General features: G+C 56.1%; 21 protein-coding genes and 4 tRNA genes. 6 read left to right on the forward strand and 19 right to left on the reverse strand.

Annotation, left to right across the window (positions count from 1 at the left end; all coding sequences use genetic code 11):
- Positions 1–58: 58 nt before the first annotated feature.
- Positions 59–2,608: a class I adenylate cyclase gene (cyaA, locus tag ABLU88_RS21610; protein ID WP_009651720.1), complete on the reverse strand. Its 2,550-nt coding sequence runs from the start codon at positions 2,606–2,608 to the stop codon at positions 59–61.
- Between the two features lie 346 nt (positions 2,609–2,954).
- Between cyaA and hemC the strand changes: the two genes are divergently transcribed.
- Genes hemC through hemY form a run of 4 tightly spaced genes read left to right on the forward strand, consistent with a single transcriptional unit; the run spans position 2,955 to position 7,045 of the window.
- Positions 2,955–3,896 (forward strand): hydroxymethylbilane synthase, encoded by a 942-nt coding sequence (gene hemC, locus ABLU88_RS21615; protein ID WP_348837919.1) that lies wholly within the window; start codon positions 2,955–2,957, stop codon positions 3,894–3,896.
- On the forward strand, positions 3,893–4,633 hold the full coding sequence (gene hemD, locus ABLU88_RS21620; RefSeq protein ID WP_032747353.1) for a uroporphyrinogen-III synthase: 741 nt from the start codon (positions 3,893–3,895) through the stop codon (positions 4,631–4,633). The genes hemC and hemD overlap by 4 nt, the downstream gene beginning before the upstream one ends.
- A gap of 21 nt (positions 4,634–4,654) precedes the next feature.
- Positions 4,655–5,845, forward strand: coding sequence for a uroporphyrinogen-III C-methyltransferase (gene hemX, locus ABLU88_RS21625; RefSeq protein ID WP_004097536.1), 1,191 nt, complete (start codon positions 4,655–4,657; stop codon positions 5,843–5,845).
- Between the two features lie 3 nt (positions 5,846–5,848).
- Entirely contained in the window at positions 5,849–7,045 is a 1,197-nt protein-coding gene (gene hemY / locus ABLU88_RS21630; protein WP_048263613.1) for a protoheme IX biogenesis protein HemY, read from the forward strand.
- 584 nt (positions 7,046–7,629) lie between these two features.
- Here the strand turns inward: hemY and ABLU88_RS21635 are convergent.
- From ABLU88_RS21635 to trxA, 17 genes are all read right to left on the reverse strand, one after another.
- A tRNA-Pro gene (locus tag ABLU88_RS21635) sits at positions 7,630–7,706 on the reverse strand.
- A 45-nt stretch (positions 7,707–7,751) separates the two neighbouring features.
- Positions 7,752–7,838 (reverse strand) — tRNA-Leu (locus ABLU88_RS21640).
- Positions 7,839–7,860: 22 nt separating this feature from the next.
- Positions 7,861–7,936, reverse strand: a tRNA-His gene (locus ABLU88_RS21645).
- A 55-nt stretch (positions 7,937–7,991) separates the two neighbouring features.
- Positions 7,992–8,068 (reverse strand) — tRNA-Arg (locus tag ABLU88_RS21650).
- Between the two features lie 102 nt (positions 8,069–8,170).
- Complete coding sequence (locus ABLU88_RS21655) at positions 8,171–9,556, reverse strand: amino acid permease (protein ID WP_014227461.1); 1,386 nt, start codon at positions 9,554–9,556, stop codon at positions 8,171–8,173.
- A 231-nt stretch (positions 9,557–9,787) separates the two neighbouring features.
- Positions 9,788–10,528 carry a lipopolysaccharide N-acetylmannosaminouronosyltransferase gene (wecG, locus tag ABLU88_RS21660; RefSeq protein ID WP_014227460.1) on the reverse strand — a complete coding sequence of 247 codons (741 nt, stop codon included), beginning with the start codon at positions 10,526–10,528 and terminating at the stop codon, positions 9,788–9,790.
- An 11-nt stretch (positions 10,529–10,539) separates the two neighbouring features.
- Entirely contained in the window at positions 10,540–11,886 is a 1,347-nt protein-coding gene (gene wzyE / locus ABLU88_RS21665) for an ECA oligosaccharide polymerase (protein ID WP_014227459.1), read from the reverse strand.
- Positions 11,883–12,962, reverse strand: a complete 1,080-nt coding sequence (locus ABLU88_RS21670) for a TDP-N-acetylfucosamine:lipid II N-acetylfucosaminyltransferase (protein WP_103815089.1) — start codon at positions 12,960–12,962, stop codon at positions 11,883–11,885. Before ABLU88_RS21670 ends, wzyE begins: the two co-directional genes overlap by 4 nt.
- Positions 12,959–14,209 carry a lipid III flippase WzxE gene (gene wzxE, locus ABLU88_RS21675; protein ID WP_025108412.1) on the reverse strand — a complete coding sequence of 417 codons (1,251 nt, stop codon included), beginning with the start codon at positions 14,207–14,209 and terminating at the stop codon, positions 12,959–12,961. Before wzxE ends, ABLU88_RS21670 begins: the two co-directional genes overlap by 4 nt.
- A gap of 1 nt (position 14,210) precedes the next feature.
- On the reverse strand, positions 14,211–15,341 hold the full coding sequence (rffA, locus tag ABLU88_RS21680) for a dTDP-4-amino-4,6-dideoxygalactose transaminase (RefSeq protein ID WP_004097526.1): 1,131 nt from the start codon (positions 15,339–15,341) through the stop codon (positions 14,211–14,213).
- A gap of 4 nt (positions 15,342–15,345) precedes the next feature.
- On the reverse strand, positions 15,346–16,020 hold the full coding sequence (rffC, locus tag ABLU88_RS21685) for a dTDP-4-amino-4,6-dideoxy-D-galactose acyltransferase (protein ID WP_025108413.1): 675 nt from the start codon (positions 16,018–16,020) through the stop codon (positions 15,346–15,348).
- Between the two features lie 78 nt (positions 16,021–16,098).
- A complete protein-coding gene (wecC, locus tag ABLU88_RS21690) occupies positions 16,099–17,361 on the reverse strand; it encodes a UDP-N-acetyl-D-mannosamine dehydrogenase (RefSeq protein ID WP_014837068.1) in 1,263 nt (420 codons plus the stop codon).
- Positions 17,358–18,488, reverse strand: a complete 1,131-nt coding sequence (wecB, locus tag ABLU88_RS21695) for a UDP-N-acetylglucosamine 2-epimerase (non-hydrolyzing) (protein WP_004097518.1) — start codon at positions 18,486–18,488, stop codon at positions 17,358–17,360. Before wecB ends, wecC begins: the two co-directional genes overlap by 4 nt.
- Positions 18,489–18,544: 56 nt before the next feature.
- Entirely contained in the window at positions 18,545–19,591 is a 1,047-nt protein-coding gene (gene wzzE / locus ABLU88_RS21700) for an ECA polysaccharide chain length modulation protein (protein WP_014227454.1), read from the reverse strand.
- A gap of 21 nt (positions 19,592–19,612) precedes the next feature.
- Positions 19,613–20,707, reverse strand: a complete 1,095-nt coding sequence (wecA, locus tag ABLU88_RS21705; protein WP_004097511.1) for a UDP-N-acetylglucosamine--undecaprenyl-phosphate N-acetylglucosaminephosphotransferase — start codon at positions 20,705–20,707, stop codon at positions 19,613–19,615.
- 242 nt (positions 20,708–20,949) lie between these two features.
- On the reverse strand, positions 20,950–22,209 hold the full coding sequence (gene rho, locus ABLU88_RS21710; RefSeq protein WP_002883293.1) for a transcription termination factor Rho: 1,260 nt from the start codon (positions 22,207–22,209) through the stop codon (positions 20,950–20,952).
- A 329-nt stretch (positions 22,210–22,538) separates the two neighbouring features.
- Positions 22,539–22,868, reverse strand: coding sequence for a thioredoxin TrxA (gene trxA, locus ABLU88_RS21715; protein WP_004097507.1), 330 nt, complete (start codon positions 22,866–22,868; stop codon positions 22,539–22,541).
- A gap of 341 nt (positions 22,869–23,209) precedes the next feature.
- Between trxA and rhlB the strand changes: the two genes are divergently transcribed.
- Both rhlB and gppA read left to right on the forward strand, forming a co-directional pair.
- A complete protein-coding gene (rhlB, locus tag ABLU88_RS21720; RefSeq protein WP_265802066.1) occupies positions 23,210–24,475 on the forward strand; it encodes an ATP-dependent RNA helicase RhlB in 1,266 nt (421 codons plus the stop codon).
- A 125-nt stretch (positions 24,476–24,600) separates the two neighbouring features.
- Positions 24,601–26,097 (forward strand): guanosine-5'-triphosphate,3'-diphosphate diphosphatase, encoded by a 1,497-nt coding sequence (gene gppA, locus ABLU88_RS21725; protein ID WP_160743202.1) that lies wholly within the window; start codon positions 24,601–24,603, stop codon positions 26,095–26,097.
- Positions 26,098–26,161: 64 nt separating this feature from the next.
- On the opposite strand, the gene ABLU88_RS21730 is transcribed toward gppA, so the two are convergent.
- Positions 26,162–26,902: a GntR family transcriptional regulator gene (locus ABLU88_RS21730; RefSeq protein ID WP_032720758.1), complete on the reverse strand. Its 741-nt coding sequence runs from the start codon at positions 26,900–26,902 to the stop codon at positions 26,162–26,164.
- Positions 26,903–26,920: the final 18 nt, after the last annotated feature.

A 26,920-nucleotide genomic window follows, 5' to 3' on the forward strand; every position in this document is an offset into this window, starting at 1 on the left:
GCAAGCGAAGCGCCCCCGGGAAATTTACCTGCGCCGAATGACAGGTCTACGCGGCGGGTCATGAGTAGTGCTGTAACATCGATGATGTCGCGGAATCCTCACCTGCAGCAAGGGTCGCCGCGGCAATCACCTGGCTGCGGAACGGGATCACCTGTTCGCGGCCGTCGACATCGACGATTTGATAAAACTGCGGCAGGTTAAAGTTGATAAAGCTGGAGCCGTAGGTAAAGCGGTCATGCGACGAAGAGTAGAAGCGGCTGACGTCGCGTACCAGCTCTTCTTTGCTACCTTCGCAGTGGTGATACACCTCGGCGCGGTTGCTCTCATCAAGGATATAGATGTTAAATCCGTTATCGTTATCCGCATCTTCAAAGAAGAACTGAATAATCCCTTCGCTGGCAAAACCATCCACCACCTGCGGCAGCCTGACGTGGTTGGTTTCCACCTGCACCGACAGGCCGTGCAGTTTGTTATGCGAAATCGCGCCGTAGAATTCGATGGCGTTTTCCAGCTTCTGTACCGAGACGTTAAGACGCTCGAAGAAGAGTCCCCAGGTCTGCCCGGAAACGCGTAGCGCTTTAAAACGGCCGGTATCCTGGCGGGTGCTGGAAAGACGCAGCTCAACGCATTCAGACACCAGCTGCTGCACGCGAGTGCGGATCAGGCCGCGCAGATGCTGGCTATAGCAGAAAACTTCCACGCTATCCGGCGGCGCGGCGTCCTGGTGCATCTTGCCAAGAATGGTTTTCAGCGCTTCGATCATCGCCTGCTCGCCGTTAAAGTGCAGCGTGCGCACCTCGTTCCACGAGTTGCGATACAGCAGATCGATGCTGCCAATCAGGCACTTTTGCTCTTCGCCGAAGCTGAAAACATCCAGTTTGCGGAAGTCGAAATGCACCACCTGATTGCGGAAGGCCGCCGTCGGGTCATATTCGAGGTTGACGATAATCGCCAGGTGGCGAATTTCGCAGGGGCTATACAGCGCTTTCGGCGTCGGAGACGGCAGGCGCAGCGGGAAGTGATGCGCCACATCGGCCACCATCTCCTGCAGTTTCGCCAGGTCGACAATCCCGTTGCCCTTAATAAACAGGCGTGTGCGTGACGTCAGCAGGCCGTTAAACCAGGCCCAGGCCACCAGCTTATTAAGATAACGGTTATATTCCAGCGGCTGATGGCTGATGATCGATTCCATGTCCGGCGCGCGGTTATAGACATACCAGCCGGTACGGTTGGCACGGCCCGGCGGCACGTGGATGAAAGTCAGATTCGGCTCAGACAGATCCGGCGAAATTTGCGGGTTTACCAGGGTCACTTTCCCCGGCAGCGCTTCAAAGGCGGCGTACAGCTTACGCGTCAGCACGCCAATATCCTGCGGGCTGGCGGAAACGCTCAGGTTATTACGGCGCGCAAAGCGAATCAGGTTGCGATAGCTCTGCATCATCGCATCAAGCAGTTCGTTGTGCGCTTTACGGACTTCGTCAATCTTCCAGTTGGCCCGGTTATCGAGCATCATCAGACGCTTTTCATCCCAGCCCCACTCTTTCACCAGGTGGCTGACGACTTCACGGCGCCAGCCGACGCAGGCGCGCTCGCGGCTCAGCTTCTCGCACACTTTTAAATAGAAACATCGACGCACCAGATCGAGGCGCGTTTCATCTTCGATGGCCTGCAGATAGAGCGTGACGCGCTCCAGCATCATGCAGTAAGGGTCAAGGCCAAACGATACGATTTCACCATCATGCAGGCGCTGCTTGATATCTTTCGCCAGCAGACGGTTGTTGGGATACTCCCAGGAGTACGCTTCCAGCAGCAGCGTCTTCAGCACGGCCTTATAGGGCGAGTCGATACTTTTATACAGCTGCCACAGGCTGGCGCCGAAGTACTCTTCTGCCGAGAGGGAGCTCAGGCCGCCGAGATCCAGCCATTCGTTCGGCGTCAGCACGCCCTGCGCGTAGAGGCTCATCACGTAATCGTCGTAATGTTCTTCTTCATCGCACGGCACCATATTCCACAGAATACGCTTCCCGGCCAGGCGCACCGCGGTACGGTAAAACTCATCCAGCAGCAGGATATGTTGAGTTGAGCCGCAGTCTTCACCGCCCAGGCTGCCGCTTTCGTTATGGCGGAAGCGGTTTTCGTCGATCAGGAAGAAGCTGACCTCAACGCCCAGCGACGCGGCCCAGCTCTCGAGCAGGCTACATTTGCGCTGCAGCAGCTGGCGCTCTTCGCTATCCAGCCATGATTGGTGGCAAACCCAGATATCCAGATCGGAAGAGCAGCTTTGGCCGACGGAAGAAGTACTGCCCATAGAGTAAAGGCCGGTGATCGGCAGCTCGCCTTTCGGCGGCTCTTTGGCCAGCATTCCACGGTTGAGTTCGAGTTCATCAAGATAGTGACGTTGGGTTTCATCAGGCGTGTAGAGGCAAATGCCACGGGGAACGTTACCGTCAAGGTAACCCGGCATCAGCGGATGATGATAATGTAGTAATGTCGGCAGTAGACTGTAAACCTGCTGGAAAGCGGGTCCCATGGCAGCAAGGGCGCGATCCACGCGCAATTGGTTGATGGCATCCAGTCTCTGTTTCAGTGTCTCAATATAGAGGTACAAGACATATCGCCTGATGTTCAAAAACCCGACGTACAATAGTACGGAGAGTTTCAGTATTTCAACAAAAACCGTCACCATTCGTCGTCGGTGTGGTTGTGATGAACTGCTGACTGACAAATGGTTTAAAACGTGATCAATCTAACACCTTGCTGATTGACCGTAAAGAAAGATGAGCTACATACAAGTGTAGCACCCTTTACTACGTGTAAATTCTTCACTACGTTTGCGGCAACCCGCAAACGCATGAAAGGCTAAAAAAATGGCCGCGACCCTTAACCCCACAAAACTAACATCCCTAAGACAACAATGTTAGGATGGTTAGTGGTCGACTATGACGGTAACAAGCATGTTAGACAAAGTTTTGAGAATTGCCACACGGCAAAGCCCGCTTGCGCTATGGCAGGCACATTATGTGAAAGAGCGCCTGGAGTCCTGTCATCCGGGGCTTTCCGTTGAGCTGGTGCCTATGGTCACCCGCGGCGACGTGATCCTTGATACGCCCCTTGCAAAAGTGGGCGGTAAGGGCCTCTTTGTGAAAGAGTTAGAGCTGGCCATGCTGGAAGGTCGCGCCGACATTGCCGTCCATTCTATGAAGGACGTGCCGGTGGAGTTTCCCGAAGGGCTGGGGCTGGTGACCATCTGTGAACGCGAAGATCCGCGCGACGCCTTTGTCTCGAATCACTACGCTTCCATTGATGAACTCCCCCACGGCAGCATCGTTGGCACCTCAAGTTTACGCCGTCAGTGTCAGCTGGCCGCCACGCGGCCGGATCTCACGATCCGCTCTCTGCGCGGCAACGTTGGCACGCGTCTGGGCAAGCTTGATAGCGGCGAGTACGACGCCATTATTCTGGCCGCCGCAGGGCTTAAGCGCCTGAACCTTGAGGCGCGTATTCGTCAACCGCTGTCCCCGGAGCAATCTCTGCCCGCCGTCGGCCAGGGCGCGGTCGGCATTGAGTGTCGCCTTGACGACGAATGGACCAAAACGCTGCTGGCCCCGCTGAATCATACGGAAACGGCCATCCGCGTCCGCGCTGAACGGGCGATGAACACCCGGCTTGAAGGCGGCTGTCAGGTACCTATCGGCAGCTATGCCGAACTGATCGACGGTGAGCTATGGCTGCGCGCGCTGGTTGGCGCGCCGGATGGCTCACACACGGTACGCGGCGAGCGGCGCGGTCGTCCGGAAGATGCCGAAACGCTGGGCGTCGCCCTTGCCGAAGAACTTCTGGATAACGGCGCTCGCGACATTCTCGCCGTCGTCTACGCAGGAGAAGCGCCTCAATGAGCATTCTGGTTACCCGTCCGCTGCCGCAAGGCGAAGAGTTAGTCAGCCGCCTGCGCGCGCTGGGACGCGTGGCCTGGAGCTTTCCGCTCATTGAGTTTACCCCGGGCCGTCAGCTCTCTGAGCTGGGCGGCCAGCTGGCAAGCCTCGCCGCAGGCGATTTGCTCTTCGCGCTATCTCAGCATGCCGTCGAGTTTGCCCACGCTCGCCTCCAGCAGCAGGGGCTGCGCTGGCCCACGGCGCCCGACTATTTTGCCATTGGCCGCACCACCGCGCTGGCCCTGCATAAGGTCAGTAATCGACAAGTTCGCTACCCGTTAGATCGGGAAATCAGCGAAGTCTTGCTACAATTACCTGAATTACAAAACATTGCGGGGAAAAAAGCGCTCATCCTGCGCGGCAACGGCGGGCGGGAATTACTCGGTGACACGCTTCGCGAACGCGGTGCTGATGTCACTTTTTGTGAATGTTATCAACGTAGTGCAAGGCACTACGATGGCGCAGAAGAAGCAATGCGCTGGCAGTCTCGCGGGGTTTCGACGCTGGTCATCACCAGCGGCGAGATGCTGCAGCAGCTCTGGACGCTAATACCACAGTGGTATCGCGAACGTTGGCTCCTGAGCTGTCGCATTTTCGTTGTCAGTGAACGTCTGGCCGAGCAGGCCAGGGAATTGGGCTGGCAGGATATCCAGGTTGCCGATAGCGCCGACAACGATGCGCTGCTACGCGCATTACAATAACTCTCAACATTGGAAGCCATAATGACGGAACAACAGAATCAATCCGCCGTGGTTGAAGAGACCAGGGAGGCCGTGGAAACGACGCCACAGCCAGAGAAGAATGTCGAAAAGAAAAACGGCGGCAGTAAAACCAGCCTCGCCCTGAGCGCTATAGCTATCGCTATCGCCCTCGCCGCTGGCGTAGGCCTTTATGGTCTGACGAAGACTCAGGCAACCCGCCAGAGCGAAGCCAGCGCCGGGCTATCCAGCCAGATCGCCGCGCTGCAAAAAGCGCAGGAGAGCCAAAAAAGCGAGCTTGAAGGCATCATCAAGCAGCAGGCCGACCAGCTGACGGAAGCGCAGCGTCAGCAGGATTCTCTGGCGAAGAAGCTGGAAGAAGTGCAGGAGAAGGTCGCGGTCATTTCCGGCAGCGATGCAAAAACCTGGCTGCTCGCGCAGGCTGATTTCCTCGTAAAACTGGCCGGACGTAAGCTGTGGAGCGATCAGGACGTGACGACCGCCGCCGCGCTGCTGAAAAGCGCTGATGCCAGCCTCGCCGATATGAACGATCCGAGCCTGATTTCCGCCCGTCGCGCCATTACCGACGATATTGCTTCGCTTTCCGCCGTGAGTCAGGTCGACTACGACGGCATCATTCTGAAAGTGAACCAGCTCGCCAACCAGATCGATAATTTACGCCTGGCGGACAACAACGACGATGACACCCCGATGGATTCCGATAGCGATGAGCTATCCAGCTCCATTAGCGAGTGGCGGGTAAACCTGCAAAAAAGCTGGCAGAACTTTATGGACAGCTTTATTACCGTTCGCCGCCGCGATGAGACCGCCGTGCCGCTGCTGGCGCCAAACCAGGACGTCTATCTGCGCGAAAACATCCGCTCCCGTCTGCTGGTCGCGGCGCAGGCGGTTCCGCGTCATCAGGAAGAAACCTACAAACAGGCTCTGGATAACGTCTCGACGTGGGTTCGTGCTTACTACGACACTGAAGATGCCACCACCAAAGCCTTCCTTGAGGACGTGGATAAGCTCAGCCAGCAAAGCATCACCATGAACGTACCGGAGAGCCTGCAGAGCCAGGCGCTGCTTGAGAAACTGATGCAAACGCGGGTACGTAATCTGATGGCGCAGCCGGCTGAAACCCAGGCCAGCGCCCCGGCTCCCGCGCCAGCACCTGCTGCCCACGCGCCAACGCCTGCGCCACAAGGAGAGTAACGCATGTTGAAAATTCTCTTACTCTTCGCGCTGCTGCTTGCCGGGATCGTGGTCGGTCCGATGATCGCGGGTCATCAGGGCTACGTCCTGATCCAGACCGATAATTACAACATTGAAACCAGCGTCACCGGGTTAGCGATCATCATGATCCTCACCATGGTGGTGCTGTTTGCCATTGAGTGGCTGCTGCGGCGCATTTTCCGCACCGGCGCGCATACCCGCGGCTGGTTCGTGGGCCGCAAGCGTCGCCGCGCGCGTAAGCAAACCGAGCAGGCGCTGCTGAAGCTGGCGGAGGGCGATTATCAGCAGGTTGAGAAGCTGATGGCGAAAAATGCCGATCACGCTGAGCAGCCCGTTGTGAACTACCTGCTGGCGGCAGAAGCCGCCCAGCAGCGTGGCGATGAAGCCCGCGCCAACCAGCATCTGGAGCGCGCGACAGAGCTCGCCGGCGACGACCTGATACCTGTCGAAATCACCCGCGTACGCCTGCAGCTGGCGCGTAATGAAAACCACGCCGCCCGCCACGGCATCGACAAGCTGCTGGAGATCACGCCGCGTCATCCGGAGGTCCTGCGCCTCGCCGAGCAGGCCTACATTCGTACCGGCGCCTGGAATTCGCTGCTGGATATTCTTCCATCAATGGCGAAAGCCAACGTCAGCGATGAGGAGCACCGTGCCGAACTGGAACAGCTGGCGTGGATTGGCCTGATGGATAAAACGCTGGCCGATGGCGGCAGCGAAGGTCTGCGCGACTGGTGGAAAAGCCAGAACCGAAAAACCCGCAGCCAGGTGGCGCTACAGGTGGCAATGGCTAATCGCCTTATCGAAAGCGACGACCATGATACCGCGCAGCAGATTATTATCGAAGGTCTGAAAAAGCACTACGACGATCGTCTGGTGATGCCGATCCCGCGGCTGAAAACGAATAATCCGGAACAGCTGGAAAAGGTGCTGCGCCAGCAGATCAAAACGGTTGGCGACCGTCCGCTGCTGTGGAGTACGCTGGGGCAATCGCTCATGCGTCACGGCGAGTGGCAAGAAGCCAGCATCGCGTTCCGCGCAGCGCTCAAGCAGCGCCCGGATGCGTTTGACTACGCGTGGCTGGCCGATACTCTTGACCGCCTGCATCAGCCGGAAGAAGCGGCGACGATGCGTCGCGACGGCCTGCTGTTAACCCTGCAAAACAACCCGCAGCAGTAATGCCCTTCTCGCCTCCATCGGGGGCGAGAATCTCTTCTCTTCCCGCCTGAGCGTTTCTCTATCCCTGAAAAGAAAAAAACGCCTGCTCTGAAACCAGGGCAGGCGTTAAAACAGGTCTGTTTGACAACAAATTGGGTGCTTCACTCAACGTAGTGTCCATGGTGTTTGATGAGGCTATATGCTTCATCCTTCACGCTGTCTCTTCGTTGGCTGCACACGCTCACCCCAGTCACTTACCTTTGTAAGCTCCGGGGGATTCCCGTGCTGGCCGTCTCGACACATCATGAATGATTTAGCATATAAAATGCGACATCTGTCAGTGGACGATAAGCACCGTAAAACGGCTCTGCATCATTCCTGAGTTTATGAGGCACTAAGGCGAACATAAGAGATGGAATGAGCATCTACCCGTTTATTATCGCACAGGATCGGTAGAAAATGCATCTATCCGCACAAGGAATTGGGACTATTCTGGACAATAAATCGCATGCTGATTAGCGAGATATTTTTTGCGATATCAGGGAGATAGGAACTTTTTTACAGAAACGGAAAACAAAAAACCCCGCCGAAGCGGGGTTCAAAATTGGTCGGCGAGAGAGGATTCGAACCTCCGACCCACTGGTCCCAAACCAGTTGCGCTACCAAGCTGCGCTACTCGCCGATGTACTGCTTTTTTGAATTTTTAGTTCAATTCTTTATAAAGTCGTGGTGCGAGGGGGGGGACTTGAACCCCCACGTCCGTAAGAACACTAACACCTGAAGCTAGCGCGTCTACCAATTCCGCCACCTTCGCAATATCACAACTTTCTAAATAATGGGGTGGCTAATGGGATTCGAACCCACGACAACTGGAATCACAATCCAGGGCTCTACCAACTGAGCTATAGCCACCACTGCAAATCTTTTACGCGGTATTGAAACCACCGCAGCTCCAGCACCGGGTAAATGGTGCGCCCGACAGGATTCGAACCTGAGACCTCTGCCTCCGGAGGGCAGCGCTCTATCCAGCTGAGCTACGGGCGCTTAGCGCCGTTGCGGGGTCGGATAATACGGACTTCCTACCCCGCTGTCTAGTGCCTTTTTAAAGAAAATTATTGTTTGCTCATGCTTTGTGCGTTTTGTTGCTTATTGCGCCACGTTATCAACATTTCCGCGTCGGCCAAGGCCAAATACCTTATAAATAAGCGTCACGGCGGCGAGGAAAATCATTCCGACAAAGAGCGACATACGCGTATCGTCGTTAAATCCCATCCCTATCAGCACGCAAATCAGGAACGCCATGGTCAAATAGTTCGCCCACGGGAACAGCAGCGAGCGAAACGGATGGCTGGCCATCGCTTCTTTATGCACGAGACGAAAACGCAGCTGGCTAATCAGAATCACAAACCAAGGCACCATCCCCGGCAGCACGCTGGCGCTGTAAACGTAGACGAAAACTCGCTGTGGATTAGGGATAATGTAGTTCAGGCACGAGCCGACCAGCAGAATCAGGATCGACAGCGCCACGCCCGCTGACGGCACGCCGTTGCGCGAGACTTTGGCAATGGCCGCGGGCAGCTGACGGTTTTTTGCCAGCGCGTAGAGCATGCGGCCGCAGCTGTACATACCGCTGTTACAGCCGGAAAGCGCCGCCGTGAGCACCACAAAGTTGATAATGCCCGCCGCCGCGGTGATGCCGATTTTGGCAAAGGTCAGTACGAACGGACTGCCGTTGGAGCCAATTTGATCCCACGGGAAAATAGTGACGATCACAAAAATCGCCCCTACATAGAAAATCAGGATTCGCCACAGTACCTTGCCAACCGCGCTACGCAGCGTAACCTGCGGGTTCTTCGCTTCACCGGCGGTAATCCCGATAAGCTCGACGCCCTGATAAGACGCGACCACGATGCACAGCGCCGTCAGGAAGCCCTTCCAGCCGCCGGCGAAGAAGCCACCGTGCTCGGTCAGATTGCCAAAGCCAATGGCGTGCCCGCCGTTGCCAAAGCCAAAGAAAATAACGCCCAGCCCCACCACGATCATCACAATAATGGTGGTGACCTTAATCATGGCAAACCAGAATTCAATTTCGCCGTACAGCCGTACCGCCGCGAGGTTCGCCAGCGCCACCAGCCCGACGGCAATCAGCGCCGGTATCCACTGCGCCATATCCGGGAACCAGAACTGCACATAAACCCCGATAGCCGTAATCTCCGATATCCCGACCGCCATCCACATAAACCAGTAGGACCAGGCGGTGAGATAGCCGAAAAATGGGCTCATATAGCGGTGTGCGTAAACGGCGAACGATCCGGTTACCGGTTCGAGGAACAGCATTTCGCCCATCGAACGCATGATGAAGAAGACAAAGAGCCCGGCGATAATATACGCCAGCAGAACCGAAGGTCCGGCCCACTTCAGCGTACTGGCCGCGCCCATAAATAACCCGACGCCAATTGTCCCACCAAGAGCGATTAGCTCAATGTGCCGCGCCTCCAGTCCCCGCTGAAGTTCCGCTTTTTTCTCAGTCATATAGCCTCTTGTGTTTGCCCTGCTCCGGGTTTAAGCGCATCCCAACCGGGATGTGTCTATGCCGGTTATTTTTATTGAATAAATAGCCCTGCCTGCGCGACGGTAAACTGACCGTCGCGTTTTAAGCATGCGAATGGTTAATGAATTTGAGGGAAATGGCAAATAAAGTATCAGGCGAGTGAAGACATTACACAGAATACCCAGGTAAACCCACCCGCTTGCAGTGGAATGTCACAGCTTATCGGTGTAATGCCAGCGTAAATAGCGCAGCAGGCGCGCCTGCCTTTTTATGCGGCTCGGCTGCGAAACCAGGCGATAGAACCACTCCAGACCCAGGTCCTGCCAGAACTTCGGCGCCCGCTGGACGTGGCCGGTAAAGACATCGTAGGTGCCGCCCACGCCCATATACAGCGCCTGCGGATAAACGTCCCGACAGTCGCGCATCAGGATCTCCTGACGCGGCGAGCCCATTGCCACCGTGACGATCTTCGCCCCGCTATCGCGGATACGCTCAAATAGCGCCTGACGCTGGTCAGCGGCAAAATAACCATCCTGGCTTCCAACGATATTCACGTTCCAGCGCTGGCGAAGCTGCTGCTCCGTCTGCGCCAGCACCTCAGGCTTGCCGCCGATCAAAAATACCGGCGTTCCCTGAGCGCCTGCGCGCGCCATCAGGGCTTCCCATAAATCGGCTCCGGCGACGCGCGAGACCTGAGCCTGAGGGTATTTTTTACGTAATGAACGTACTACGCTGATGCCATCAGCGTATTTGAATTCTGCCGCTTCAATCAGCGCCCGGACCTCGGGGCTGTCTTCTACCGCCAGCATCTTCTCTGCATTAATCGCCACCAGCGTTCCCGTGCGGATCTCACCATCGGCGTACAGATAATCCAGAGCGTGTTGCATATCGCGCCAACCAATGAGTTGTAGCCCTCTCAGCAGGTACAACGGCGCGGATGTGGTCTCAGTCATGTACACCCTTATCAGACTTGAGGTTGCGTCAGCGGTTTGGCCCGCCGGTGAATCAGCCCCACGCTATCCAGGAACCAGTACAGCAGTTTTGCCGCCAGCAGGCAGATCCCAAAGATAACGAGGAAAAAAACCACGCGAGAGCCAAATGAATCCAGCCCTTCACGCGCCAGCACGATCATGTTGAAGATAGCGCCAAAACAGAAACTGTGCAGAATCGCCGCTTTATAGCGGTTCGTTTCCCGGTTGCCAAGCTCGTACAGCCAGTCAAACCATTTAATAATCAGCCCAACCGCCACCGCGCCCAGCGGGACGAACCAGACGCCGCCCATCACCACCAGCGAGCCAATCAGGGTCGGCGAAATCGCCAGACCAGAATGATTATTCAATACTTCCCAGGTGAAATAGTTCGCGGTATTGAGCACCATTGTCGGACGACCGTGCCACAACCAGCTGGGGATAAAGACGTAAAAATCCCGGATGATTGGCGCCAGCCCCTGGAACTCAATCTTGTCGTAATTTTGCAGCAGCAGGGCCAGATTCTCCCACGGCGAGAAGGTGTCGCGGGTCAGATAGAGAAAAGTATAAAACGCCTCATCGCCGCTGACGTTCATGCCATAGCGCTTCAGGGCCAGCCAGAACATACCGACGATGCCCAGCACGCCCGCCGCCGCCAGCATCCACAGGCTAATCCAGCCGCGAATGATGCCGATAAACAGGAAGATGGCAAACGCGATAATGATATTCGCCCGGGTGCCGCCAACGATGGCGTAGGTCAGCAGGCCAAAGGCGACGGTGCTGACAAGGAAGAATATCCACGCTTTATAATCCTGACGCAGAAAATAGACCACCAGCATTGCCGGGATGAAAAAGTAGAAGAAGCGCTTTAGCGCCACGCCGGAGACTTCGCTGGAGAAGATCTGGCTGTAGGAGTTGAGCTTGAATAACAGGAAGCCGTTATGCGCAAAGAAGATGCCGACGCAAAGCAGCGCCAGCCCCAGCAAAATGCCCCAGGTGAGGTGGGTCTCCACGCGATTCATCGTAAACAGCGGACGATGCGGATGACCGTGCGTCGCCGACCGTAGCCGCGTTTTATAAGTCACGTAATAAACCGCATAAAAGCAGACGGAAACCAGCAGGGTTTGCAGCAGAATTTCCGGCGGGGCGACCGCGACGTCAAAGCGGAACACCAGAATACTGGTCAGCGGGAAGCCAAAGAAAAACGTCAGCAGATACAGCAGCGAGAAAAAGACGTTGAAGTTGAAGCGTACGCGACGAAATTCAAAGTACGTGGCGGTGGCGATAAATAGCGTCGACAGCAGCCAGACCAGCAGCAGCCCGCTAAATTGCATTAATGTCATGCGTCCACCCCCGCAGCAATTCGCAACGCTCGTCGCCAGCCCGTCAGGTAATTCGGCCGGAAGAAGGCGATTTGATTTTTATCCACGCCAGCCAGCTGGCGCTGCGCTTCACGCACAACGCTCACGTCCAGCGTATCGCTGGTAAAGAGTACCGGAATATGCTGCTCCGACATATCCTGCCAGAAGGGATTCTCCCGGTTCAGCACGCAGGGGATCCCCGCCTGAATCAGCAGGCACAGCGTGCCGATACCCTGCTGGCGGGCAAACAGGAAGTAGCCAAGATCGCAGCGGCGCAGCAGGGCAAGGTAGTCATCAAACGCCAGCTTGTCGCTCAATACCTGGAAATGCTGCGGGCTGAACAGCGCCGCGCCGGCCGCGCGGACTTCGTTGATGTAGTCGCCATTATTTGCCGGATAACCCATCGGCACGACAACGTTAACCGTATCGCCAAACTGCTGGCGAATCGCACGCAGCGCCGCAATATGCTCGTTGCTACGGTCGCCGGAATTACCCACCAGGATAGTCAGCGTGTCGCCGCGCGGTGCGCTATCGGCGAGCGAATTCAGCGCCGGATCCATGCGGGTCGGAAAGTAGAGCAGCTCTCCCGCTACGCCAGAATGGCGGGCGGCGAACCAGCTCAGATCGCCCCGGGTCGCAAACACACGACCTACCCGGCCCTGCGCCAGGCGCCGCAGGGGATAAAACAGGCGAAACTTCAGGCTGGCGGAGTTCTCGTACAGATCCGCTCCCCAGATATGCCAGTTAAACTGCGCCGGGCGGATCCCGCCGCTGAGCAACGCCAGCCACAGGCCGGTATTAAACTGGCCGTGAAAGAAAAAGCGCTGCTGCCGGTTCGCCTTTGCCAGCGCGATAACCGCCTTTGCCAGCGACTTTTTCCCCGGATAGCAGCGAATGGAGAGTGCGGGATAAGCGGCGGAAATTTCTGTCGCATCACCGACGACCATAAACAGGCGAGCCTGTTCGTCATCCACGGCCAGCTCATCATTAAAGAACCGCAGCACAGTCTGGTTGTGGTGCGGGATATCCGATCCCAGTACATGTATCAGTGCTGTCATGCCCGTTTACGCCAAAGTAAAAACACGCCGCTGCAGAGGGCGAAATAAACAATATAGGTAGCCATATACGCCTGCGCCGCGCCGATTGCGCCGTGCGCCGGGATAAGCCAGTGCGAGAATGCGGTCAACAGCGTGAACTGGCTGATTTCCGTCAGAATATAAAAACGCAGCGAGGCTTTGGCGATCACCAGATAGCCATAAACATAAGCCCCGACCTTTAACACATCGCCCACCAGTTGCCAGGCAAACAGATCGCGCATCGCCGTAAAGCGGTCGGAAAAAAGTAGCCAGATAGCGAAATCACGCAGCAGCCACACCGTTAAGCTCGCTACCGCCACCGCCGGGAGGACAAATTTTAACGATTTGCCAATCTCGCGGGTGATATCCGCTTTCGCCGTCAGACGGGACAGCGTCGGTAAAAGATAAACGCTAAATGACGCGGTAATAAACTGCAAATAGGCGTCGGAGATGCTGCTCACCCCTTGCCAGATCCCCACCGCGTCCCAGCCATAGTGGGCCGCCAGCAGGTTACGCATCATCACGTAGGCGACCGGCAGCGTCACCGAGGTAATCAGCGCCATCAGGGTAAATTTCGACAGCTGCCCCGCCAGGCCGTTGTCCCAGCGCGGGCGCAGCGCGCTTAGCGGAATATTGCCGCGACGCCACAGTACGATAGCAGCCGGCACCACCACCAGCGCCGGCACCAGCGCCAGCCCCAGCAATGCGCCCTGATAACCGCCAAAACGGTAGCAGGCATAGTATGCCGCCACGCCAATCAGGCTCCCGGCGATAAGCGACAGCGCATTACCCGCCGCATCGCGAAAGCCTTTCATCAGCGCTAACAGGAAATTCGCCCAGGCAATCCCCATCTGCACCAGCGCCACCAGCCGTACCAGATTCTGGTAATGTTGATGACCGAATAGCCCCTGGCTTATTGGCGCGGCCGCCAGCAGGAAGATCAGCGCCAGCAGGGTGGAGAAACCGAGTACCATCGCTGAAGCGGTGCCAACGACGTTGTTCAACTGCCGGCGATCGTCATGATGCTGGGCCACCAGCTTCGTGACGCCGTTGAATATCCCGGCCCCCGCCAGCACGCCAAGCACGGTCACCAGCTGGCGGAAGTTACCCGCCTGCCCCACGCCAGCCGGGCCGAACGACACGGCCAGCAGTTTTACCACCAGCAGACCGGCGCCGATTTTGACCAGCGTGGACGCCGCGGTCCACAGAGACGCTTTTGCCAGCGACATATCAGGAGAAATAGCTCAGCAGCGAGTTAATCACCGTGCGCTGGTTAACGTTCGACAAATTGTAGAATAACGGCAGGCGCAGCAGGCGTTCGCTCTCCTGGGTCGTGTAGCGATCCGTCCCGTGGAACTCGCCGAAGTTCTCCCCGGCCGGGCAGCTGTGCAGCGGGATATAGTGGAATACCGCCAGAATTTCCGCCTCTTTCAGCCAGGCGATCAGCTTGCTGCGATCGTCAATATCGCGCAGCTTGATATAGAACATATGCGCATTTTGCCCGCAGTCGGCAGGCACGATGGGCAGATCGATACGCCCGGCGCGCGCCAGCGGCAGCAGGGCGTCGTAGTAGTTCTGCCACAGCGCCAGACGCTGCTGGTTAATCCGCTCCGCCGCTTCCAGCTGCGCCCACAGATAGGCCGCCTGTAAATCGGACATCAGGTAGCTGGAGCCGATATCGCGCCAGGTATATTTATCCACCAGGCCACGGAAAAATTGGCTGCGGTTGGTGCCTTTTTCACGAATGATCTCCGCGCGCTCTATCAGCGTGCGATCGTTAATCAGCGTTGCGCCGCCTTCACCGCCCGCGGTGTAGTTTTTGGTTTCATGGAAGCTGAAGCAGCCAATATGGCCGATAGTGCCGAGCGCCCGGCCTTTATAGGTCGACATCACGCCCTGAGCAGCATCCTCCACCACAAACAGATTATGCTTGCTGGCGATAGCCATAATGGTGTCCATCTCGCAGGCCACGCCGGCGTAGTGGACCGGTACAATCGCGCGGGTTTTCTCGGTGATGGCCGCTTCAATCAGCGTTTCATCGATATTCATGGTATCGCGACGAATATCAACGAAGACGATTTTCGCGCCGCGCAGCACAAAGGCGTTGGCGGTGGAGACGAAGGTATAGCTCGGCATAATCACTTCATCGCCCGGCTGAATATCCAGCAGCAGCGCGGCCATTTCCAGCGAAGCGGTGCAGGATGGCGTCAGCAGCGCTTTCGCGGTGCCGAAACGCTGCTCCATCCACTGCTGGCAGCGGCGGGTAAAACCGCCATCGCCGCACAGCTTGCCGCTCCCCATCGCGGACTGCATATAATCAAGCTCGGTACCCACCACCGGCGGCGCGTTAAATGGAATCATCATGTCACCTGTATAACCAGTACGCGGTGCTTTCGACATTGGCACCGCTAAGAATGTAACGTTTAAGCGCGGCGGTGTTGCCCATCTGGGTCGCCACCCGCAGTGTCGTCAGCTCGCGCAGCGCGGCCCAGCGCTGCGCCGCCTGCATTAATTCCGCTCCGGCGCCGCGTCCGGCCAGCAGGCCAATCCTCGCCTCGCGCTCGCTGAGCTGGCGCAGGGAGACAAACGCGCGAATATCGCCGTCAGGGGCGCGAAGCACCAGACACTGGTGATCGAAGGTTCCGCGCACCGCATTTTCAATCCACTGGGCATAGAAACGACCGCTGGCATCGTCGGAATACCACGGGGCGCGAAAACGGCTCTGCGCAAAGGCCAGCGCCGCCAGTTCGCGCAGCCGGGGGATATCCACCTCAGTCGCCGGCTCGGCGCCGATATCATCAGAAGCCGCGGGCGAAAGCGCAAGATCGACCTCGCCCTCCACCAGCCGGAAGCCTAATGCCTGCAGCGCATCCAGGCGCGCGGCATCATCCGCCGCGACTTTCGCCTGCACCCGCGACCATCCCGCCAGCGCTTGCACCGTCAGCGGCGGCGCATCGTCGCCAAAGCGGAGAATGGCGCTATTGACGCCGAAGAAGCGGTTTTCCCACTCAAGGGGCTCAATACTGGCGCGGGCGAACATAAAATAGATCTGTTAAGTTTTGGTCACGATGAAAGCGCGCGAAGCTGCGAACACTTTCATCTTTTACCAGACGCTCTCTCACCGCCACACCCCTTTGGTATCGACGATAAACTGCTGGCTAACGCTCTCCCCGCCAACCGCTTTAAATTCTTTATGATCGACCAGCATCACCAGCACATCGGCGCTCGCCAGCGCCTCGTCCAGCGACGCCAGAGCGCACAGTCCGTCGAGCTTTTTCGGCAGCTGATGAATATTTGGCTCAACGACCAGGGTTTCGCCGCCGTGCCAGCGGGCGATCTGCGCGGCAATGGCCATGGCCGGGCTTTCGCGCAGGTCATCAATATTCGGCTTAAACGCGAGGCCAAAACAGGCGATTTTTAGCTCGCTGGCGCGTTTGTTGCTGGCGGCGAGGCAGTCGGCGACCCGCGCTTTGACCTGATCAATCACCCATTCTGGTTTGTGGTCGTTGACTTCACGCGCGGTCCGGATAAGCCGCGCCTGCTGCGGGTTTTGCGCCACGATAAACCACGGGTCGACCGCGATGCAGTGGCCGCCAACGCCCGGCCCCGGCTGGAGGATATTGACGCGCGGATGACGATTCGCCAGGCGAATCAGTTCCCAGACGTTGATCCCCTGATCGGCGCAAATTAGCGAAAGTTCATTGGCAAAAGCGATATTAACGTCGCGGAAGCTGTTTTCAGTCAGCTTGCACATTTCGGCGGTGCGCGAGTTGGTCACCACGCATTCGCCTTCGAGGAAAATTTTATACAGCTCGCTGGCGCGGGCTGAGCAAACCGGCGACATACCGCCAATCACGCGATCGTTTTTAATCAGCTCAACCATCACCTGCCCCGGCAACACGCGCTCCGGACAGTAGGCGATATTGACGTCCGCCGCTTCGCCAACCTGCTGCGGGAAGCTCAGATCGGGGCGCATTTCCGCCAGCCAGCCCGCCATCTGCTCGGTTGAACCCACCGGCGAGGTGGACTCAAGGATAACCAGCGACCCTTTCTTCAGCGTCGGTGCGATAGATTTCGCCGCCGACTCGACGAAAACCATATCCGGTTCATGCAGGTCTTTAAACGGCGTCGGCACCGCAATCAGGTAAGCGTCGGCTTCTACCGGCGCGGTAGTGGCGCTCAGGTAGCCCTGCTCGACCGCCGTTTTGACGACGCTCGCCAGATCCGGCTCCACGATATGAATTTCACCACGGTTAATGGTCTCCACGGCGTGTTGATTGATATCAACGCCGACCACCCGCTTTTGCCGGGAGGCGAACGCGGCAGCGGTTGGCAGGCCAATATATCCAAGGCCAATCACTGAAATGGTAGAAAAATTCATAGCGTTACCTGATTATTTTTAAGTGCAGACAAAATACGATGACACGCATGTCCATCGCCATACGGGTTATGCGCCCGGCTCATGGCCTGATACGCGGACTCATCTTGCAGCAGGCGCGTGACCTCATTGACGATGCGCTGGCTATCGGTACCCACCAGGCACACGGTGCCCGCGCTGACCGCCTCCGGGCGCTCGGTCATTTCACGCATCACCAGCACCGGTTTCCCGAGCGAGGGCGCCTCTTCCTGGATACCGCCGGAATCGGTCAGGATCAACCACGCGCGGTTCATCAGCCAGACAAACGGCAAATAATCCTGCGGCTCAATAAGTATGACGTTCTCAACGTGGCCGAGAATGCGCTTCACCGGTTCGCTGACGTTCGGATTCAAATGCACCGGATAGACGATCTGTACGTCCGGATTGTTCGCGGCGATCTCCGCCAGCGCATGGCAGATTTGCTCGAAACCGCGGCCAAAGCTTTCCCGACGGTGTCCGGTGACCAGAATCATCTTCTTGCCGTTGGCGAGGAAGGGATAACGCTGAGTCAGCTCGTTGTGCAGGGCTTCATCGCTCAACACCCGGTCGCGCACCCAGAATAGCGCGTCAATAACCGTATTACCGGTTACCGTGATCCGATTGTCGGCGATGTTTTCCCGCAGCAGGTTCTGCCTTGAGGTTTCCGTCGGCGCAAAGTGGTACGTCGCCAGATGCCCGGTCAACGTACGGTTCCCCTCTTCCGGCCACGGCGAGCTCAGATCGCCCGTGCGCAGCCCGGCTTCCACGTGTCCTACCGGGATCCGCTGATAGAAAGCGGCCAGACTTGCCGCCATCGTCGTGGTGGTATCACCATGCACCAGCACCACGTCTGGTTTAAACGACTCGAGCACCGGCTTTAAACCTTCAAGGATGCGACAGGTAATCTCCGTCAATCCCTGACCCGGCTGCATAATGTTAAGGTCGTATTCCGGAACAATAGAAAAAAGTTTCAACACCTGATCGAGCATCTCCCGATGCTGCGCGGTCACGCAAACTTTCGCCTCAAAATGAGGATCCTTTGCCAGCGCATGAACCAGAGGCGCCATCTTGATAGCTTCTGGTCTCGTGCCAAATACCGTTAGTACTTTCACATCGATTCTCTTCGATTAGGTGATAAAGGCTGAATGTCCTTCACCACAGGCCGCATTCACTGGACACGGCGACGCGATAACGCAACGCCTGCGCCGATGAGCGCGCCCACAATCCCCCACATCACCATCAGAAACACGCGGCGCGGGCTATCGCGTTTTACCGGTTCTTCAGGCGTTCGCAAATACCTGTAAGTCTGAAAACGCGGGTCCAGGGTCGGCCCCACGTTCAACGTCGTTAACATGGCGCGGCTTTGGTCATAATCAAGATCGTACTGCGGCCCCACCGCCTGCAGATTTTCCAGCCGGGCCTGCAGCATTGGCCGCCCCAGTAAAAACAGCTCGGAATCCGGCAGCTGATCTGGTGGAATATCGGTTTCGCTGCGGGAGATGTTGTGCTGCTGCGCGACTTTCAGCGCCTGTTCCACGCTGTGCATGCGGCGATTGAAAATCTCTCGCGCCACCTCTTCCTGGCGCTTCACCTGCGCTTTCATCTGTACGGTACGCGCGGCCCAGGCGCCTTTGAGCTCATCATTCAGATGCCCTGCCGCACGCTGGCTGGCGAAAGCCACATACTGGCGCAGCAGATTGTTGGCATCAGGCGCGGTTTCTGCCGTCAGCTTCACGCTATCGTTGATGCTTTTTAGCGCATCGCCGGGCATGAACTGGATATCGTTAATCAGGTCATCCAACAGCGCGGCATCGGCGCGAGCGTTACCCGACTGGCGCTGCTTGTAGTAGTCCGTTTGCAACCAGAAGTCGCGGCGGGTATCCCACGACGCCTGCTGCATGATGAACTCTTTATATGCTTCGTCCATGACCGAAGGCTGATCGACAGAGACGAGATTGGCCTTGATATCGAGATTGCGTAAGAACTGCTGTTGTGAATAGTATCCCCCCAGCATGTTCACCGTCGGTCGGTCGGTAATCGCCGTCGCGCTCCACTCCTGACGAGCAAAAAAGGTATAAACCAGAACAATCAGTGCAAAGAGCACTGCGATACCTGCTATCCAGCTTTTTCCGGCCCATAAGGCGCGAAACAGCCCGCGAATATCCAGCTCGTTCTCAACGTTCACTGTTTGTGCTCCCGGTAATGGTTGAGTCATCACGTCCCCAGATTGACTTGGTTAATTTGGATTATTGCCGCTGTGTCGCCGTATTCTGCGTCTAATGCGCTTAACCATGCGCGCCACTTTCCAGGCGCGTTTAATGCAGTAGCCATAAAGAAAGAAGGCTAACAAAAAGAGTATTAACATCACCCATTCAGGAACAATGCGGGTGTATTCCGCCACCACGCCAACCAGGGCCAGCAGCGCGGCGGCCAGGGTGATCAGCACAAACGCCTGACGGGAAGTAAACCCGGCGCGCATGATTAAATGATGAATATGCTGACGGTCCGGGGAGAATGGGCTCATCCCTTTGCGCAGGCGACGGTACATAATCGCCACCATATCCATCAACGGAATAGCGATAATCCACAGCGCCGTGACCGGGCTGATAGGATGCGTTTTTCCCTGCGTGGTCTCCAGCAGGATCCAGATGATAGTGAAGCCAATCATGGTGCTGCCGGCATCACCCATAAAGACCTTATAGCGACGACCAAGCGCACCGAGGTTAAGTAAAATATAGGGCAAAATGGCGGCGATCATCGCAAAACACCACATCGCCAGGCTGTACTGGCCATCAAACCACAGGATAATGCCCGTTGCCGCGAAAGAGACTGACGACAGACCGCCAAGCAGCCCATCGATACCATCAACCATATTGAAGGCGTTGATCGCCGCCCAGACGGCGAACAGCGTGAGGAAGAAGCCAAAAGGGCCGAGCACCAGCTCCCATGAGCCGAATATAAAACCGAGGCTACTAAGATGAAGATTACCCACCATCATCATAATGACGGCGATAGCGGCTTGAATTACCGCGCGAATTTTTACGCTGATATCAAAGCGGTCGTCCAGCGCACCGACCAGCACGAGCACCCCGGCACATCCCAGGTATAACCGAGCGTGGGGAATGTAATAATCGGCGATAGCAAACGTAAAACAAATACCTGCGAAAACTGAAATACCACCGACTAACGGAATCAAACCCTGATGCCGTTTGCGATAGTTAGGTTTATCCACCAGCCCAACTCTTTTTGCCGCCTTGCGAGCGATAAATATAAACAGGGTGGTGAATAAGAAAATACTGATTAATTCAGTAATAGCAGTGAGTAAATTCACAACGCATGTGCTCTCAGCATAGTTAATCCGGGAAGTATAACGATGATGCCTCAACTCCAGAAGGGGCAAAGCAGAACATTACAAATTTATTGTAGAAATTTTAGACTGTTAAAGCTGTCTCTGCCTGCCATCATCCTGCGCATATCATACGTTAAGACCCATTTTGTTTTCCCTTCCTGGATCATACAAACCCGGAAAACAAAACGCCACGCAATAGCGTGGCGTTCTCTGGCGTTTTTAGCTTACGAGCGCTTCATCATGTCGAAGAAGTCATCGTTAGTTTTAGTCATCGCCAGTTTATTGATGAGGAATTCCATCGCGTCGATCTCACCCATCGGGTGAATGATTTTACGCAGGATCCACATCTTCTGCAGCTCTTCCTGAGTGGTGAGCAGCTCTTCTTTACGGGTACCGGAACGGTTGTAGTCAATAGCCGGGAAGACGCGTTTTTCTGCGATCTTACGAGAGAGGTGAAGCTCCATGTTACCGGTGCCTTTAAACTCTTCGTAGATAACTTCGTCCATTTTAGAACCAGTATCGATCAGCGCCGTAGCGATAATCGTCAGGCTGCCGCCCTCTTCCACGTTACGCGCGGCACCGAAGAAACGCTTCGGACGATGCAGGGCGTTGGCGTCCACACCACCGGTCAACACTTTACCGGAAGCCGGGACGACGGTGTTGTAGGCACGCGCCAGACGGGTAATGGAGTCGAGCAGGATGATAACGTCTTTCTTATGCTCAACCAGACGCTTCGCTTTCTCGATAACCATCTCGGCAACCTGAACGTGGCGAGATGCCGGCTCGTCAAAGGTAGAAGCGACAACTTCACCTTTAACCAGACGCTGCATCTCGGTCACTTCTTCCGGACGTTCGTCGATCAGCAGTACCATCAGAACGCAATCAGGATGGTTGTACGCAATGCTCTGCGCGATATTCTGCAGCAGCATGGTTTTACCGGCCTTCGGCGGCGCAACAATCAGACCACGCTGGCCGCGGCCGATCGGCGATGCCAGATCCAGGACGCGAGCGGTTAAGTCTTCCGTTGAGCCGTTACCACGCTCCATACGCAGACGTGAATTTGCGTGCAGAGGGGTTAAGTTCTCGAACAGAATCTTGTTACGCGCGTTTTCCGGCTTATCGTAGTTAACTTCGTTAACTTTCAACAACGCAAAGTAACGCTCACCCTCTTTAGGAGGACGAATCTTACCGGAAATGGTGTCACCAGTGCGGAGGTTGAAGCGGCGGATTTGGCTGGGGGATACGTAGATGTCGTCGGGACCGGCGAGGTAGGAGCTGTCTGCTGAACGGAGGAAACCAAATCCATCCTGCAGTATCTCCAGTACGCCATCGCCAAAGATATCCTCGCCACTCTTCGAATGCTGCTTGAGGATGGCAAAAATAATATCCTGCTTACGCATACGGGCCAGGTTTTCCAGCCCCATATTTTCGCCGAGAGTAATCAGCTCAGAAACCGGCGTATTCTTTAATTCGGTAAGATTCATAATGGTGTGGGTTCTTAAACTCGGGGTAATTCTCGAACTTAATGTTGTGAATGGTATGGCAGGAACATCCATGCCTGTTAACGGCCTTCATCTCGTGTCTGTACGTTGCCTGGTCACAGGAAAGAACGCAGAACTGAAACGACTAAACGGAATGAGTGATAAGCCCGGATTATAAGCCTCACGCGCATTTTTGCGGGACGCTTTGGGTAAAACAAGATTCAAACAAAGGTATGTTTAAAACGAAGTCTGAGATTAACTTAGCACGACTCTCGCCGGGCGTCCAGAGATCCGCAAAAAATTGGACGCTGGACGCCGGGAGAACAAGCCGCTTACGCCAGGTTGGCGTCGAGGAACTCTTTCAGCTGTCCTTTGGACAGCGCGCCAACTTTGGTCGCTGCCACTTCGCCATTTTTGAACAGCAGCAGGGTCGGGATGCCGCGAATGCCGTATTTCGGCGCAGTACCCGGGTTCTGATCGATGTTCAGTTTCGCAATGGTCAGTTTGCCCTGATACTCTTCAGCGATCTCATCCAGAATCGGGGCGATCATTTTGCACGGACCACACCACTCTGCCCAGAAATCGACGAGGGTTAGCCCGTCAGCCTTGAGTACGTCCGTGTCAAAACTGTCGTCAGTCAGGTGAATAATTTTATCGCTCATATTTAACTCCACAGGAATAAGCCTGGTGTGTTGGTGTCGCGGCCATCAACGACGTGTCGATGCTACGTTATGCACGCTGTTCTTCAGAATGCCTCTTTTATCTCTCTGCATCACAATGCCCATCATGAACTTTGCCCCGCAAAAGATAAAGCAACCAGCGTTCAAACCGGCTTATCGCAGATTTGTCACCCTCGCCTCGCTTAGTAGTCTAAGCTTTCGAAGATTCGTTCAGTTGCCGCAGACGCACCTTGAATAATTTCATACATAGCCAACGAAAGGTTGACGTTATTTCACCGGATACGCTTTCTTAATGCAATAGTTAGCTGATATTCTACCACACTATGAGCAAAACACATTTAACAGAACAGAAGTTTTCCGACTTCGCCCTGCACCCGGCAATGATTGAAGCCCTTGAAAAGAAAGGGTTTCATAATTGTACACCCATTCAGGCACTCGCCCTCCCGCTTACGCTGGAAGGTCGCGATGTCGCCGGGCAGGCGCAAACCGGTACCGGTAAAACGATGGCGTTTCTGACGTCAACGTTTCATTATCTTCTCACTCACCCGGCGATCGCTGACCGCCAGGTCAACCAGCCGCGCGCGCTGATCATGGCGCCGACGCGTGAACTGGCGGTTCAGATCCACGCTGACGCCGAACCGCTGGCGCAGGCTACCGGTCTGAAACTCGGCCTGGCTTACGGCGGCGACGGCTACGATAAGCAGCTGAAAGTGCTGGAAAGCGGCGTGGATATTCTGATCGGTACCACCGGTCGCCTTATCGACTACGCCAAACAGAACCATATTAACCTCGGCGCCATTCAGGTTGTCGTGCTTGACGAAGCCGATCGCATGTACGATCTCGGCTTTATTAAAGATATCCGTTGGCTGTTCCGCCGTATGCCGCCAGCGAATCAGCGCCTGAACATGCTGTTCTCTGCCACCCTTTCTTATCGCGTCCGTGAACTGGCGTTCGAACAAATGAACAACGCCGAGTACGTCGAAGTTGAGCCTGAGCAGAAAACGGGCCACCGTATTAAAGAAGAGCTGTTCTATCCTTCCAACGAAGAAAAAATGCGCCTGCTGCAGACGCTGCTGGAAGAAGAGTGGCCGGATCGCGCGATTATTTTCGCCAACACCAAACATCGATGTGAAGATATCTGGGGTCACCTGGCGGCGGACGGCCATCGCGTTGGTCTGTTAACCGGCGACGTTGCGCAGAAAAAACGCCTGCGCATTCTCGATGAATTTACCCGCGGCGATATCGACATTCTGGTCGCAACCGACGTTGCCGCCCGCGGTCTGCATATTCCGGCCGTTACGCACGTCTTTAACTACGACCTGCCGGACGATTGCGAAGACTACGTTCACCGTATTGGCCGTACCGGCCGCGCTGGCGCCAGCGGTCACTCCATCAGCCTGGCCTGTGAAGAGTACGCGCTGAATCTGCCGGCAATTGAAACCTATATCGGTCATTCAATTCCGGTCAGCAAATACAATTCGGACGCGCTGATGACTGAACTGCCCAGACCTCTACGTCTTACGCGCCCGCGCCCAGGCAACGGCCCGCGTCGTAACGGTCCGCCACGTAATCGTCGTCGTTCAGGTTAAAGCACTATGCCATACACAAAATCATTCAAGTTGCATCAAGGCCGCAGGAAAGCGAATCGCGGCGAGCTAACGCTGGTAAGTGATTCGGGTAAGAGAACGCAGCCAACACAGAGGCAACTTGAAGGATGAAGTGTATGAGCTCCACCTCGCTCTATGCCGCTATCGATCTTGGCTCCAATAGCTTTCATATGTTGGTTGTACGCGAGGTTGCCGGAAGCATCCAGACCCTGAGTCGTATCAAACGCAAAGTCCGTCTGGCCGCTGGACTCAGCGGCGACAATACGCTCTCGGCGGAAGCCATGGAGCGCGGCTGGCAATGTTTACGCCTGTTTGCCGAGCGTTTGCAGGATATCCCCCCGACGCAAATCCGCGTGGTCGCCACAGCGACGCTGCGCCTGGCGGTTAACGCCGGTGAGTTTCTGGAGAAAGCGCGGGAAATCCTCGGCTGCGCGGTTCAGGTTATCAGCGGTGAAGAGGAAGCGCGCCTGATTTATCAGGGCGTTGCGCATACAACAGGCGGCGCAGATCAGCGTCTGGTCGTGGATATTGGCGGCGCCAGCACCGAACTGGTTACCGGTACCGGTGCGCAAACCACCTCGCTTTTCAGCCTGTCCATGGGCTGCGTGACCTGGCTGGAACGCTACTTTGCCGATCGCAGCCTGACCAAAGAGAACTTTGACCAGGCCGAAACCGCCGCGCGTGAAGTTTTGCGTCCCGTCGCCGATGTGCTGCGCTATCACGGCTGGAAAGTGTGCGTCGGGGCGTCCGGTACGGTTCAGGCGTTACAGGAAATCATGATGGCGCAGGGGATGGATGAACGCATCACCTTAGCCAAGCTACAGCAGCTCAAACAGCGCGCCATTCAGTGCGGTCGTCTGGAAGAGCTGGAGATCGAAGGCCTGACGCTTGAACGGGCGCTCGTCTTTCCCAGCGGGCTGGCGATTCTTATGGCCATCTTCAGCGAGCTGAATATTCAGTGTATGACGCTCGCCGGCGGCGCGCTGCGTGAAGGTCTGGTCTACGGCATGCTGCACCTGTCGATCGATCAGGATATTCGCAGTCGTACCTTACGCAATATTCAGCGCCGGTTTCTGGTTGATACTGAACAGGCACAGCGCGTTGCCCAACTGGCCGCCCATTTCGTTCATCAGGTGGAAAACAGCTGGGAAATTGAGCCGCTATGCTTCGATTTGCTGCAAAGTGCCTGCCAGCTGCATGAAATTGGTCTGAGCGTGGAGTACAAGCAGGCCCCCCTGCACGCCGCCTGGCTGGTGCGCAATCTTGACCTGCCCGGCTTTACCCCCGCACAAAAGAAGCTGCTGGCGACGCTGCTGTTAAACCAAACCAACGCCGTCGACCTTTCATCCATTCATCAACAAAACGCGGTGCCTCCGAGAGTCGCGGAGCATATGTGCCGTCTGCTGCGTCTGGCGATTCTGTTTGCCAGCCGCCGACGCGACGATCTGCTGCCGATGCTTACGCTGGCTGCCGAAGATGAAAATTTGACGTTAACGCTGCCGCAGGGCTGGCTGGAGAATCATCCGCTGGGCCGGGAAATGGTCGAACAGGAGTGCCAGTGGCAGAGCTACGTTCACTGGCCGCTGCGGCTTAACGAGCAGTAGTCGGCTACGATCCGCTCTCGCATAAAGCGATGGCGGGTTTTATACACCGGCCATGCCAAAGCGCTTATTGCAGCTTCACTCTGAAATCAAAATTAAAGTAATTGCTCAGGCAGAATGCGGTTCCGTACTCAAGCACCTCTCCCTGAGCATTGCGGCTTTTCAGCGTAATTTTCATCAATGGCACGCCTTGCGGCAGGTCGAGCAAATTCAGCTCTTCCGCCGAAGGAATATGCACCGTCAGTGAGTAATCCTGAAGATCGGGATAAATATCATTTTCCGCCCAGTGCGCGTACAGCGAACCTTCAAGTAGATCCGGGCGGGGTAAGAAACGCTCGGGGATAAACATGGTTTCGAGAGACACCGGGAGGGCATCGACCAGACGGACGCGTTTGATTTTCGCCACCCGATCGCCGACCGCGATCTCCAGCTCACGGGCCAGAAAATCATCCGCCGCCAGCTTTTCCCTCACCAGCCATCGGTTGGACACCGTGCCTGAATTTTGTAGCTGGGCAGAAAATCCGCCGCTGGCAAGGTTATAGCTTACCGGCAGATTCACCTCGGTCCCTTTTCCGTGGCGTTTAATAACCAGCCCGGCCTCCAGCAGCGCATCAAGCGCCTTCACGACCGTCACGCGCGATAGCTCAAGCGTCTGCGACATTTTGCGTTCGGAAGGCAGGATGCTGCCGTGCGTCAGCAACCGCTCGGTCATTGCCGCTTCAATAGCTTGTTTAAGTTGAATATAAAGCGGCGCGGGAGCCTCTGCATTCAGACGCCCTTTTATATACTCAAGCAGCGATTGCGGCATAATGTCGTAGTCTTCCGG

It is taken from the genome of Klebsiella sp. GW_Kp182 (assembly GCF_040062275.1).
GTDB classification, from domain to species: domain Bacteria; phylum Pseudomonadota; class Gammaproteobacteria; order Enterobacterales; family Enterobacteriaceae; genus Klebsiella; species Klebsiella michiganensis.